The 14,260-nt window shown below is 33.6% G+C and carries 11 protein-coding genes; 3 read left to right on the forward strand and 8 right to left on the reverse strand.

Going from position 1 to position 14,260, the window contains the following annotated elements; genetic code table 11:
• Nucleotides 1-8: 8 nt before the first annotated feature.
• From ACO05S_RS07720 to ACO05S_RS07740, 5 genes are all read right to left on the reverse strand, one after another.
• Nucleotides 9-3,629, reverse strand: a complete 3,621-nt coding sequence (locus ACO05S_RS07720; RefSeq protein ID WP_421920944.1) for a SusC/RagA family TonB-linked outer membrane protein — start codon at nucleotides 3,627-3,629, stop codon at nucleotides 9-11.
• A 119-nt stretch (nucleotides 3,630-3,748) separates the two neighbouring features.
• On the reverse strand, nucleotides 3,749-4,909 hold the full coding sequence (locus ACO05S_RS07725; RefSeq protein ID WP_421920945.1) for a FecR family protein: 1,161 nt from the start codon (nucleotides 4,907-4,909) through the stop codon (nucleotides 3,749-3,751).
• Nucleotides 4,910-5,013: 104 nt separating this feature from the next.
• Nucleotides 5,014-5,559, reverse strand: coding sequence for an RNA polymerase sigma-70 factor (locus ACO05S_RS07730; protein ID WP_421920946.1), 546 nt, complete (start codon nucleotides 5,557-5,559; stop codon nucleotides 5,014-5,016).
• Between the two features lie 151 nt (nucleotides 5,560-5,710).
• Nucleotides 5,711-6,883 (reverse strand): C1 family peptidase, encoded by a 1,173-nt coding sequence (locus ACO05S_RS07735; RefSeq protein ID WP_421920947.1) that lies wholly within the window; start codon nucleotides 6,881-6,883, stop codon nucleotides 5,711-5,713.
• A 5-nt stretch (nucleotides 6,884-6,888) separates the two neighbouring features.
• Nucleotides 6,889-7,053 carry an MmcQ/YjbR family DNA-binding protein gene (locus ACO05S_RS07740; protein ID WP_421920948.1) on the reverse strand — a complete coding sequence of 55 codons (165 nt, stop codon included), beginning with the start codon at nucleotides 7,051-7,053 and terminating at the stop codon, nucleotides 6,889-6,891.
• A gap of 273 nt (nucleotides 7,054-7,326) precedes the next feature.
• On the opposite strand from ACO05S_RS07740, the gene ACO05S_RS07745 reads away from it, so the two are divergent.
• Both ACO05S_RS07745 and ACO05S_RS07750 read left to right on the forward strand, forming a co-directional pair.
• Complete coding sequence (locus ACO05S_RS07745) at nucleotides 7,327-9,117, forward strand: sensor histidine kinase (RefSeq protein ID WP_421920949.1); 1,791 nt, start codon at nucleotides 7,327-7,329, stop codon at nucleotides 9,115-9,117.
• Between the two features lie 211 nt (nucleotides 9,118-9,328).
• Nucleotides 9,329-9,730, forward strand: coding sequence for a response regulator (locus ACO05S_RS07750; RefSeq protein WP_421920950.1), 402 nt, complete (start codon nucleotides 9,329-9,331; stop codon nucleotides 9,728-9,730).
• Here ACO05S_RS07750 and ACO05S_RS07755 read toward each other — a convergent pair.
• Both ACO05S_RS07755 and ACO05S_RS07760 read right to left on the reverse strand, forming a co-directional pair.
• Entirely contained in the window at nucleotides 9,727-10,092 is a 366-nt protein-coding gene (locus ACO05S_RS07755) for a YraN family protein (RefSeq protein ID WP_421920951.1), read from the reverse strand. The two genes, ACO05S_RS07750 and ACO05S_RS07755, sit on opposite strands and share 4 nt — an antisense overlap.
• The gene (locus ACO05S_RS07760) at nucleotides 10,092-11,042 is read right to left on the reverse strand and encodes a S66 peptidase family protein (protein WP_421920952.1); all 951 of its coding nucleotides are present in this window, start codon (nucleotides 11,040-11,042) and stop codon (nucleotides 10,092-10,094) included. Before ACO05S_RS07760 ends, ACO05S_RS07755 begins: the two co-directional genes overlap by 1 nt.
• Before the next feature lie 168 nt (nucleotides 11,043-11,210).
• Between ACO05S_RS07760 and metG the strand changes: the two genes are divergently transcribed.
• Nucleotides 11,211-13,241, forward strand: coding sequence for a methionine--tRNA ligase (gene metG, locus ACO05S_RS07765; protein ID WP_421920953.1), 2,031 nt, complete (start codon nucleotides 11,211-11,213; stop codon nucleotides 13,239-13,241).
• 62 nt (nucleotides 13,242-13,303) lie between these two features.
• Here the strand turns inward: metG and ACO05S_RS07770 are convergent, their stop codons facing one another.
• The gene (locus ACO05S_RS07770; RefSeq protein ID WP_421920954.1) at nucleotides 13,304-14,257 is read right to left on the reverse strand and encodes an HU family DNA-binding protein; all 954 of its coding nucleotides are present in this window, start codon (nucleotides 14,255-14,257) and stop codon (nucleotides 13,304-13,306) included.
• Nucleotides 14,258-14,260: the final 3 nt, after the last annotated feature.

The following is a 14,260-nucleotide window of genomic DNA, read 5'->3' on the forward strand; positions in this document are numbered from 1 at the left end:
TGGGATATTTAAAAACTTAAATTTACAGAAAAACTGTAAGTTCTGGCCATTGGCAAAGAAATTCCTCCGGATTGAAAAAATTCGGGGTCAATTCCATTTAATTTTTTATCGGAATACAGCAAGGTTATATTATAAGCCTCCAATTTAATTTTAGCAGAACTTAAACTCAAAGATTTTAACCATAAATCAGGCAACTGATATATCACACTAACATTCTTTAGTCTGACAAAACTCCCATCAGCAACTCTTGCAGAACTTTTATTATAAAGTTGATAAGGATTTAATCCATCATTGCTTAAAGACTCTGAATCCCACCTCGTAAGTATCGCCGGAATATCAGTTATATTCTCATCACCAGCTTTCATCCATCTATTCTTTAAACCTCCTGGCAAACTCGAATAATCATCATAGTTATCGTTAAACGCATCTTCTAATCGAATCTTATTTCCAAATCGATAATTTATACCAACTAATAAAGTGAGTCTTTTAAACTTAAATATGTTCTCTAATCCTCCAAACCCTTTTGGAGTGGTTGGGCCTTCATATTTTAAATAGTTTAATATGTCTATCCTGTTCTGTAAATTTATTCTTTGTATTATTTCTCCATCGGATCCATAAAAAAGAGGTATACCTTTTTCATCTAATCCCGCAAAAGGAATCGAAAATAAACTATTGGAAGAATATCCTTTTATATTCGTTCCCAATGGTTGAATTGCATCTCCAATTCTTGGCTCATTATAAAACTCAGTTATCTTATCTTTTCCATAACTAAAAGTGAATCTGGTATCCCATAAGAAGTAATTCTTCTTAATATTTCGAGAACTAAAAGTAAATTCGAAACCATTAATTTCCATTTCGCCTACATTACCATACCTATTGCGAATTCCTCCGATACCACTTGTGGTAACAAAGCCAAGTAAATCTTTTGACTTTCTTCTGTAGTATTCAAAATCCGCATAAAATTTTCCGTCAAGAACTTCCAGCTCCAGTCCTAAATTAAACTCAAATAATTTTTCCCAAGTAAGATCTTTATTAGCCAACTCTTCTATATACAAAACGGTTTCACCATCATCAGCAGAAGGCCTTAGAGGCTTGTCGGTTTTCAAAATAAGAGATGGACTTACACCAGTTCCATTATCTCCGGATAAACCATAAGTTGTTTTCAGTTTTAATCTATTGATAAAATCGTAAGACCTCATAAAGTTTTCGTCGTGTAAATTCCAAGCAGCACTAACATTCCAACTAGGCAAATATCTTGAATCACTGCCTTTTCCTTGGCGGTTATCTCCATCATGCCGAATCGTAGAATTGATAATATACCTGCCTTTATAAGTATAAGATGCTGTTAAAAAAGCCCCTGTAAACCTATACCTTTCCTTGTTCCTATAGTAATCTTCCTGATCGCGAAACTTAAGGTACCTGTTAAGGTTTGGATCAGTAATTGTGATACCTCCTTCTTTATAAGAATATCCCCATTCCTCATTATGAATTTCTTTTCTATCCGTATATCTGATTTCCTGTCCAAATAATAAATTGGCAATATGATTATGATCTGATCTAATTTTCCAATCAATTATATTTCTAATAAAATAACTGGTTAGTGAATTTTTGGTAGTGTTATAAAATCCTCCGTGAGGCAAAATTGTATAAGGATCTCTTTCTGGTGAATCAGAATCATCGAAAAGAAAGCTATTATTATCAACAAAAAGTGGGTTATCTGCGCGGTATGCTTCAGCATGATTTGAAGTTTCGTGTATTTTTTGTTCACGCATAGTATTGACCCAACGCCCTTGAAATTTTGTTCGGAACCTTAATTCTGAAGTTAATGCAAAATGCAAGTCTCCTTGGAACAATACATCATCAACATCAACATTCACATAATTGTGATTCAGCTCATATAAAATATTAAACGGAGCAAAATCTCTTCTAAAGTATTCCAACTCCCCATTCTCACTGTTAGGCCTTATACTTCGACTAGTATATAAGGCATAATTGAAAGGATTAATATCGAAATTGCGTTCATATATACCAGTTATTGGTTCAAATTTTCTATCCTTCGATCCAGGCAAATTCTGATCTCGCTTATTTCCAGACAACTTGAACCCTATCTTCAACCTTTTAGAAATATCAAAATCAGCTTTTACCAAAGCGGTATAATTCTTTACATGATCAGCAACTGTTTGCCCATTATCATGATAGTATCCTAAAGAAGTATAGTATTTTGACTTATCAGATCCGCCTCGGATACTAAATGAATGCTGCCGGGATATGGAATTTCTAAATAAAATATCAAACCAATTGGTATTGGAATTTGCATACTTTGACAAAAACTGATAATTCAGCCCTCCATCTGATCCCCAACTTATATTGTTGCTTGCAATCTCATGAAACATTTTACTTAAAGCTCCATGATTAGAAGCAGATGATGCTTTTGCAATATCGATCCATCCTTTCTCATACAGTTCTTCATACACCGACATCTCTTGATCTGAAGGTAAAATATCGAATTGGGAATAGTTTGGCTTTCGACGAATTATTACACTACCGGAATAGGTAATTTGGGGTTTACCCGTTTTTCCTTTCTTAGTGGTAATTACGATTACACCATTCATCGCTCTAGCTCCATACAGAGCAGTTGCCGAAGCATCCTTCAAAACCTGGAATGATTCAATGTCATCAGGATTGATTCCAACTAAACCAGAACTAAGAACCGTTGATAAATTTCCCGAAGTTAGATCATTGTTAGTAAGTTCAACAATATCCTCCTGCACCACTCCATCAACCACCCAAAGAGGTTTGTTGCTACCATTCACCGAGGCCTTTCCACGAATACGTACAATTGGTGAAGTTCCAAAAGTACCGGAGATGTTTTCAACCTGCACACCAGACACATGCCCTTGCAGCGACCTACTAACATCAGCAATGCCTGAAAGAGCAATATCCTCTTGGTCTAACTTATTGGCTGCACCTGTAAATAAGCTACGGTCGATTTTCTGAAAACCTGTAGTTACAATTACTTCTCTTAACTTTTCATCGGAGGGGTATAAAACAACATTTACTTCTTTTAAGTCACCAATATTAATCTCTTTGGTTTTCATGCCTATAAATGAAAAAACCAAAACAGAATTGGAATCATTTGCTGTTAACAAGGAATAATTCCCCTTAATATCTGTCGAAGTGCCAAAATATGTTCCTTTTATTAGCACCGATACTCCAGGTACAGCCATACCTTTATTATCAGTAACATTCCCTTTAAGATTTTTTACACGAAAAACATAATTGGGTTCAAAATTTAATCGATTAACTTTTGGCTTTATTATAATGACTTTATCTCTAATTTCGTATGTTAAGCCTGTTTTTAACAAACATTCGGTGAGAATCTTCTTAATGCTTTTAGGTGAACCAGAAAGATTAAGCCCTTTAATCTTCTTAATATCACCTACATTATACAGAAATGTGTATTCCGTTTTTTCTTTGATGGCATTCATTACCTCAATTAAACTAACACCTTTCATTCTCAACCTTATACTTTCTTCCTGCGTTAAAGCATTAGACTTTTGTCCGAAAAATACAAATAGCAAAAAGAAAAACAGGAGCCTAATCACAAAAAACTCTTTTCTTTTCTGCATAATCGACTAATTCAATTTTTTTTCATAATTTGGAGCTGTGATTTGGTTAGTATTACACTGCTAGTTATAGCTGTGTTTATTGGCTTTGTCCGGGGTTTGTGGCAGCAAATCCCGGTTTTTTATACCTTCTCCACCAGAAGACCTTTGTCTTTTATTGTAAATTTTACTTTCTGTGTTAGCTCTATCAACTCCAATATCTGATTGATATTATCATATCGTGTAAGATCTCCGGTGAATCTCAATTCTCTAATCGATTCATTTAAGAAAAATACCTCCACATCATACCATCTGGAAAGTCTATTCATGATATCCTCCAAGCTTTCATTTTCAAAAACAAATCGTCCGTCCTTCCAAGCAGTATAAATTCTTGTATCAACTTCCTGTTTTAATGTTTTTCCTGATATAGGGTTGAAAATGCATTGCTCATTCGGTAATAATAAAACTTTATTTTCGAACAAAGTGTCATCAACTATAACTTTCCCTTCAACTAAAGTAGTCACAATTTCATATGAATCGGAATACGCATTCACATTAAATGAAGTACCTAACACTTTTATCTGTAATTTATTTACGTCGACAACAAATGGATGAACAGAATCCTTAGCTACTTCAAAGAAGGCTTCCCCTTCAAGTTCTACTATTCTTAGCCCTGATCCAAATTCTGATGGAAATCTAAGTTTTGAATTTGAATTGAGCCAAATTCTCGTTCCATCCATTAGTGTCAACTGATATTCCCCACCCCTGGGAATAATAATGGTATTAAAGGTTAATTGTGGTATGGTATTATCTGATCTTTTCTTATAAATTAACTCCTGAGTGTTATTTGATATGATTACCCCCCCCTCGTTCAAAGTGACTTGTTGATCAAGGTGATATATTTCACCATCGCTCATAATCAATAGAGCTTTATGAGTTCCCGGTTTGATTATGCTCGCAGATCTATTACTTATGATGCTTGAAAAGTAATATGTAGTTCCTAAGGCTAGAATAAGAACTGCTGCAATTCTCATTACATTTAACCTTAACTTTCTATGTCTATTCTTTTTTATTCTTGATTGAATTTTATCCCATCCCAAATCTTTATTAGATCGCTCCAACTTGGTTTGTCTATTAAAATATTGTTTTTCAGGATTCATTGAAAGTTTATGAAATAAAGCCAAATTCTCTTCTTTGGTATTCTTCCATTCCTCCAGGTACTGATTTTCTTCATGGCTTAATCGACCCGCCAATCGTTTAGCAATTAAATCAGCAATTTTAAATCCTGAATTTAAATCTTTCATCGTGTTCTTTTCATTAATATGTGCTAAAACAGGCTTGCTTTAAAAAAGGGTGACAAAATACTTTAAAACTTTGTCACCTTTCTAATTCTTTGTAATCTATAGGATTAAAGCAATGTAAATAAATCTTTCAAGTTCTCTTTTAAATATTTATTAGCACGTTGCTTTTGTGTTTTAACAGTATTTATGGAAATATTCAGATCTTCTGCAATCTCGGCATTTTTAAGCCCTTTTAAACTTAACAAATAAATAAATCTTGCCGATTCGGGAAGCCTCTCAACAGTTTCTGCAATTATTCTATTTACTTCTTCCTCAATCACATTGTTCAAAAAATACTCTTCACTCAAAACATCAACTTTTGATTGAGTTTCATGTTTCCTCATTACTTTTTGATGGTCGAGATAATTTAAACATGAATTGCGAACAGCTTTGTATAAAAAAGATTTGATAGATGCTTCTTGAAAAAAGGATGTTCTCTTTTCCCAAACTATAATAAAACTATCTTGTACAATGTCTTCAACAGCTTCATTATTCAGAATATATTTTTGTCCGAAAAGTAATAAGGCCTCATAGTATTTATCATACAAATGCCTAAAAGCGGATTGATTACCAATTCTGAATTTTTCTATAGATATCGTGCTGTGTATTTGCATGTACAAATCTATTACTGGACTAACAATATTATAAAATAATATAGGAAATCATATCATTAAATGAATTTGATTATCAAATATATTAAAACAATAGAATGTACCGATAATTAAAGACGCTGCCTTAGGTTCTCTTTAGGATCAAAAAGTATCCCTATAATCCCAATTTGATTTTAAGATGTTTCGGTAAAGCAGCTTTATGTACCATGATAGCTACTGTTTTTAATCTTAGATATGCTTCACTCATGTTCAAAAATCCACCAAATTTATTACTATCAGCAGCCCAAGAGTTCTTCGTTTTATAGTATTTAATTCCTTGTGGATCCTTCACAATTCCGATAATATGCATGAGGTGATCATCGGTTGTCTCAAAATTATCAAAGGTTATCTGACGCAGTTCTTGAGTCACTTCCTGTTCTTTGATATTCTTTTGAACCTTTTGCTTCTTATTCTCAACCTCATCTTCCCATTTTGCAATCTCAGAATTACTCATCTCAGTTTCTTTCATTGTTGGTAGTACAGCATATCCATTTTTGTGCGAGAATCCTGTTTCACTAACATCTCCATCCCAACAGATAGAATAACCATTTTCCAAAGCATAATTCACTAATTCCATTAGCTCCTCAATCGGCAGGTTATAATATAAATCATTCGACCAATTATCTGGAATTTCCAAATTAATCTTTTTATAAAACGGGTGATGCGAGTATGATGTTAACTCAATATAATCTTCCGTATTAAAACCCAGATCAGTGGCAAATTTTTGAGGACTAACAGTTTTACCTTTATACTCAAAATTTTCTGGCAGCTTACCCATATACGTATCAAGGACTCCATTTATGGAAGCAAACCAAACTGGTGTAATCTTTTTATTTGGATTTTTGACAATCTCATCTATCATGGCTTTTGTTGACTTAACCATTTCTCTGTGGATATGGTAATCTCCTTGATATAGGTTACCCGAATAAACTGATTCAGGAACAAATCCGTTAGTTCTAATGACATTCATTACATCATGAGCTTGTCCGCCTTCACTATAATTGCCTTTGCCATGAACACGAAAATAACGTTTAGCTTTCTGGGAGTAGGCTTCTCGAACGATGTACATTTCAGATAAATCCAACTTAGGTGCACCCATTCTTAATAGTTCTGTTTCTATAAATGAAACGGTGGCAAAACACCAGCAAGTACCAGTACTTTGTTGATTTTTTACAGAAGTTGTATGCACTTCTGTAACTGTTGTAAATTTCTTTACCTTCTGTTTGTTTTGAGTTTTTGCTACAAGCAAACTACTACAACAAAATAATGTAAGAAGTAATTTATTCATTTGATTTAGTTTACAAAAATATTTAACTCTGCCTGCTTTTTATCAGGCATTTTTTCAATTACAAGCTGATAGGATTTATCGAAACAACTCTTAAGCAAGTCATCTGGAATACTTCCATCGATTATTACAGTGTTCCAATATTTCTTATTCATATAAAGTCCTGGCAGCACAGCTGGATATTGCCCTCACAGTTCAATTGCAACTTCCTTTTCACATTTTAAACTCATACTCAAATTTATATTTGCAAGCTGGAACAATTTATCCAAAACCTTAAACACAAAAACTTCATTATCGAAAGGGAAACTTTCTATTACTGCCTTTTTAGATAAGCAAAACAATCTATGCTCTTCTATATTCACGATTTAATAGTTTATTAAAAGTCTCTTAAACTCAAGACTAACAAATATAGATAGTTTTGCACACATCTTTTAGCTATAGTTGATATGTCTTTTAAAAATATTTGGTTCGAAAGGCCCAAATTAGTTGTAACCTTTGTTATTACATGGGCTGCGCTAATCATTTCTTTATTCTATTTAAAAAACCTTTCATCCGATAAATACAATCAATCCAGAATATCGGAATTACTAGAGCATATCAATAATGTAACGACAAAATCGGAAGAAATTTCAGATTATTTTTTCAATTTTGAAGTAAACAATCCCACTCTTCTAAAATCACTGCAACAAGTATACGTTTCAAAACCTGATAATATCCAATTGATAAGGGATAGTATCATTAATATGTACGATCAAATCTATCAGAAGCTTGATAAACTTGGAATAAGAGAATTTCAGATTCATTTGAAAGATGGGGAACAGTTTATTTACTTTAATAAGCTAAATGAATATGGTATTAATTTGTTCGATCACCAGTTTTCAGTTGAATTAGCTAACATCCAACAAATTAAAGTGAAAGGCTTCGAGAATAGTGAAGGCTTCTTTGGATATAGGATTGTATATCCACTAAAATTTGAAAATGAACATTTGGGCACCGTTGAAATCTCTCATCCAATAAACGAATTATTAAATTCTCTTAATCAACTTTATCCCAATGAGTTCTTCTTCTTGCTCGAAGATTTTCATCAAATTAAGAATGTGCATAGTAAGCTAAATATTAATCAAATATCTGATATAAAATTCCGTAATATTAAGCATCAAATCCATCCTTTATTTTTTAAACGAAGTGAAACAACTGCTCAAATTCATTCGTTCAAGCTAGACAAAAAGTATTTCGATTTAATTGTTAATCCAATAAACAACTTTAAAAACCAAAATTTTACATCCATTTGTTCTATATCAGAAAATCAAAGTAAGGAAAATGAAAATCTCGTATTCTTAATTATAATTGTTTTTATCAACCTAAACCTGTTAGGCTTAGCATGGTTAGTAATCAACAATCACAAGAAAAGTCAGTTAATTTCGCTTAGGTCGATAGAACTCGAACAACAGGCGGCACATGCTAAAAAAGCACGGAAAGAAGCCGAAGCAAGTGCACATGCCAAAACACTATTTTTGGCGAACATGTCGCATGAAATCAGAACACCAATGAATGGAATTTGTGGCATCACTGCGCTTCTTAATCAAACCGAGCTTACCGAAGAACAAAAAAGCTTTATTGATATTCTTCATCAATCTTCGGAACAACTTCTAGCACTTTTAAGTGATATTCTTGACTTTTCCAAAATGGAAACCCACAATCTTAAATTGGAAAAACTACCGATTAATATTTATGAAATTGTAAGTGATGTTGAGAAAATCTACAAAAAACAAGCAGTTCAAAAAGGATTGAATTTTCAGGTTAGCATAGACGAGAATATTCCCTATTTTCTTGGCGATCAGGTTCGTCTGAAACAAGTATTATCTAATTTTATCAATAATGCTTTAAAGTTTACTAGCAAAGGTAAAATAGTACTTCAAGCAGAAATTTTGAATGAAAATGAATCAAAGGTTGAGATTATATTTAAAGTAATTGACTCAGGAATAGGTATAAAAAAGGAAGATCTTCCTAAATTATTCAAGTCGTTTAGCCAAGTTGACCCTTCCACAACCAGAAAATATGGGGGTACAGGTTTAGGCTTAGCAATTTGCAAGCAAATTGTACAATTAATGAACGGAGAGATAAATGTTACAAGCTCTCCTCAAATTGGATCAATTTTTCAGTTCAAAGTGAATTTTGACAAAGTGACCGCAATTGAACACAAAGAAAAGATAAATGCGTATCAACAAAAATCTTAATTGGATTCTGTTTAATTTTAACGTACTGTTATGTTGGTTATGGATTTGTTTAATATTTTGCATACTTCATCTCAAAAACCTGTAAGACACTGAGTTTTACGGCATACTGTTATAAAATCCGAATATCAGCTCTTAAAATGATTTTTTTTTAACTAGCCTTGATTTTGTATATTTAGAAAATCTATAACGCTATTTAAAAGTATTCTTAGTTATGAATCAAATTAACTACACCCAAAAATACAACTGGAAAGATAAGCGAATTCTTATCGTAGAAGATGAGGAAATTAATAATATGTTTTTCGATGCTGCTTTAAGTAGAACTGAATCTGAATTATTATGGGCAAAAAACGGAAAGGAAGCCGTGGATATTGTGGATGTTACTGAAGATGTAGATGTTATTCTTATGGATATTCGTTTGCCTATAATGGATGGATGCGAAGCTACCAGAAGAATTAAAAAACGTCATAGCAAAATTCCAATAATTGCGCAAACTGCCTACGCATTAGAAGGAGATAGAGAACGCATTTTAGACGCTGGCTGTGATGATTATCTTGCTAAGCCTATACGATTTGAAGAATTGCTTTCTACAATCGATAAATATATGGCTGACTAATCAACTGGTGCTATAAATGCATCCTCAATATGTTCAATTTTAAAATTATCATTATCCTTAATTACACTAACAACATCAAACCTTACTTCTTGTTTAATTTCTTTTAAATCTACGTACGCCTGTGTAGCTTTTGTAAGATACTTTATTTTCGATAGTGTAATAGCATCCGAAGGATGTTCAAAATAATCCGTAGAACGCGATTTAACTTCAACCACAACAAGATAATCATCTTTTAAAGCTATAATATCAAGCTCCTTTTTCTGGTAAATCCAATTTCGATCAAGAATTGCGAATCCTATATTTTGTAGATAATTGGTTGCCAAATCTTCTCCTAATCTTCCTAAGTCGTTGTGCTTTGCCATTAATATCCTTTATTTTTATACCAAGTAAAACCTACCTTTTCTTCATCAACATTAATTTTCACGTATCTTCCTAGTGGAATCGTCCAATTGTCATTAAGATGTCCGGCAGGAAATCCAAATACAACAGGGTAAGAATAATTGGATACAGATTCTTTTATGATTTCATAAGCACTTTTGCCGAATTTAGGATTACCTGCTTTCATGCCACTAAAACCTCCAACAACTAAGGCTTGCAATTCTGATAGTTTACCCCCTAACCTTAAATTATGCATCATCCTATCTATATGGTACAGTTCCTCACCAACATCTTCAATAAAAAGTATTTTCCCATGCATCTCAAAATCCATAATCGTACCTCTTAAGCTATATAGAATCGACAAGTTTCCTCCAATTATTTCACCTTCAGCCACACCTAAACGATTAAAACTATGAGGGGGAATATTGTAGTCTTCTATAGTACCAAACATCCCTAGAAATAAGGTTTCGGTTGATTTTCCAGTAGGATCATCCCTGAAGTTAATAGGCATAACAGAATGTAAACTTTCGACCTCTAAAATGTTATTTAAATAACTATGGAAAACCGTTATATCACTATATCCGATAATCCACTTCGGCTTGCGAAGGAAGAGGTCAAAATCAACGAGTTCAAGCAATCGTACACAGCCATACCCTCCTCTTGAACAAAGAATTGCTTTTATCTCTGAATCATCTAACATTTGTTGAAAGTCTTTTAAACGATTCAAATCTCTCCCGGCAAACTGATGATACTCGTCAAAAATATGATTGCCTAACACAACTTTTAAACCTAAATTCTCGAGTGCGTTTACTGCAGCATCAATTTTTCCCTGTTCGATCTTTCCGGCCGGCGAAACAATCCCAATTTTATCTCCTTTTTGTAAGGCAGCAGGTTGATACATATTAATTTTAGCTTTATTGTAAAGTGTGTTCAAATTAAGAATAAAATACAAACGAAGGACAATATTTTTGATAATTCTATCTTATCTTTGCCAACGATTTATCGAAACAAGTGTTTTTTCAAATCATAAGTAAGCAAATAATGTATTGAAGAATAGATTTTAAGATATCATATCTATTCCGATTGTAAAAATAGATCTCGTATGAAGAAATTTAACAGAACTCTTGTAACTACAGCGCTTCCATATGCAAATGGCCCAGTTCATATTGGTCATCTTGCAGGTGTATATGTTCCTGCCGATATCTATGCAAGATATCTTCGATTGAAAGGCGAAGATGTTCTTTTAATTGGTGGTTCCGATGAGCATGGTGTACCTATTACCATTAAAGCCCAGAAAGAAGGAATTAGTCCACAAGATGTTGTGGATAAATATCACTACATGATTAAAGATTCGTTTGAGAAATTCGGTATTTCCTTTGATGTGTATTCAAGAACCAGTAATAAAATACATCATGAAACAGCTTCTGAATTCTTCAAGACTTTGCATGAAAAAGGAGTATTTGTAGAAAAGACAAGTGAACAGTATTACGATGCTAAAGCAAACCAATTTCTAGCAGATAGATATATTACAGGAACTTGTCCTCATTGTAAAAGTGAGGGAGCTTATGGCGATCAATGTGAAAGTTGCGGCACGTCCTTAAATGCTTCCGACCTTATTGATCCAAGATCTTCAATCACTGGAAACAAGCCTGAATTAAAAGAAACCAAGCATTGGTATTTACCATTAGATAAATATGAACCACATTTAAAACAATGGATTCTTGAAGAACACAAGGAATGGAAACCCAATGTTTACGGCCAATGTAAATCCTGGCTAGACAATGGACTTCATCCGCGTGCGGTAACTCGAGACTTAAACTGGGGGGTTCCTGTTCCTTTAGAAGGAGGAGAAGGCAAGGTATTGTACGTGTGGTTTGATGCACCTATTGGATACATCTCTGCAACAAAAGAGCATACTACTAACTGGGAAAAATATTGGAAAGCTGAAGATTCAAAAATGGTACATTTTATTGGAAAAGATAATATTGTTTTCCATTGTATCATTTTCCCTTCTATGCTTAAGGCTGAAGGTTCTTATATTCTTCCTGAGAATGTACCATCAAACGAATTCTTGAACTTGGAGGGTGATAAAATTTCAACCTCAAGAAACTGGGCTGTCTGGTTACATGAATATCTTGAAGAGTTTCCTGAAAAACAAGATGTATTGCGTTATGTACTAACTGCAAATGCACCAGAAACAAAGGATAACGATTTTACATGGAAGGATTTTCAGGCAAGAAACAACAATGAGTTGGTTGCGATCTTAGGAAATTTCGTTAACCGTGCATTGGTGTTAACGCACAAATATTTTAGTGGTATCGTTCCTCCAGCTGGCCAGCTAAATGATTTTGACAAGGAAACTTTAGCTCAAATTCCTGTTATTAAGTCCAATGTCCAAAAGAACCTTGATACCTACCATTTTCGTGAAGCATTGAAAGAAGCAATGAACCTTGCCCGCTTAGGAAATAAATACCTGGCTGATACTGAACCATGGAAGGTTATCAAAACCGACGAGGAAAGAGTGAAAACCATACTGAACATATGTCTTCAGATTTCCACCAACCTTTCAACATTGATGGAACCATTTTTGCCATTCTCTGCTAAAAAAGTGAGAGAGTTTTTAAATATCGAACCGTTAGCTTGGGAAAATGTTGGAGAAAATGTTATTAAAGTAGGTCACAACATTAACAAAGCTACCTTGTTATTCGAAAAGATCGAAGATGCAACAATTCAAGCTCAAGTTGATAAGTTATTGGATACCAAGGCAGCGAATGAAGCTGCAAACAAACCAGTTACTCCAGCTAAGGATAACATCAATTTTGATGATTTTATGAAAATGGATGTTCGTGTTGGTACAATTACAGATGCTGAAAAAGTTTCTAAAACTAAGAAGCTCTTAAAGTTAACAGTTGATACTGGAATAGATCAAAGAATAGTGGTTTCAGGAATCGCTGAATATTATAAACCAGCAGAAATTATAGGGAAACAAGTAAGTATTTTGGTGAATCTAGAGCCTAAAAAGTTAAAAGGAATCGAATCTCAAGGGATGATTCTTATGGCTGAAGATGCAGATGGTAAACTATCATTTGTTTCTCCTGATCAGACAATTAAACCAGGTTCGGAAATTAAGTAATTATAAAAAAGAAAAGCGCTTCTTTTTGGAAAGCGCTTTTCTTTTTTATCTGCAGTATAATGTTATTTCTTCAAAACCCAATAAGATGATTTTGGATTAGTCGCAATTGCCTTTTTCTTACAAGCATCAACCTCCTGTCTTGAATCAAATTGGTTTAAGGCAACAGAAAGCAAATTTTTATTTTTAATGATAACAGCAGGGTATGATTTTGACAATAGCTCTTCTTGAAGAATCTTCGCATTTTCCATGCTTGTAAAACTTCCTGCAATCAAATAAAACCTATTTCCTTTAGGTTCTTCAATCTTAACAGACTCCGATTTCTTATTAATATTAGGTTCAAACTTTACCAATTCCTCTAAAGGAGAAATTTGAGCTTTTAATTGAACGTTATTTTCCGTTAAGGATTTGTTCTCGCTGGTAAATGGCATCGAGGCCGAATCTAGAAGTGACGTTCTTTCCGAATTCATTGGTAGTAAACCAACCGAAGCCAATAAAAAAGCTGCTGCCGACGAATACCAAATGCGTTTTCTTGTAAATAAACCTTTTAATTTTCTAGTATCTTCCGAAACAGATGAAATTCTCTCTTCAATTGGCTGACTCCAGATTGAAATATCAAATTGCCCAAGACCTAAACTATCAACCAAATAATTTTGATCTGTTTTAGGTTCAAATTGTAAATTGTGTTTCCTATCCTTGACAAATGTACCTATTCCTTTGATCACCACTTCTTCTCCACGCTGAATTTTAACACGCATATCCTCAACAAAAAACAGGACAGCTTTTTCAGCCTCGGTATAGGTTAAATTTTCAGAATCAGCCAAATGGTTAATCAACAATCCATCGTTCTGATTTAGATTACGGTTAAATCCTAAATCTTTTGATGGAGGAAAAAAGACTTGGCTATTCTCATCGATTTTAGCAGGGCGATAGTTCGCAACAAATCCACCAAAGCCTGGTAGAATTACACAATCGTGCACAAACAATAGATCTTGTATGTATTTTGATATCTCAAGCATAGT

The sequence above is a fragment of the Marinifilum sp. genome, from assembly GCF_965230805.1.
Lineage (GTDB): Bacteria > Bacteroidota > Bacteroidia > Bacteroidales > Marinifilaceae > Marinifilum.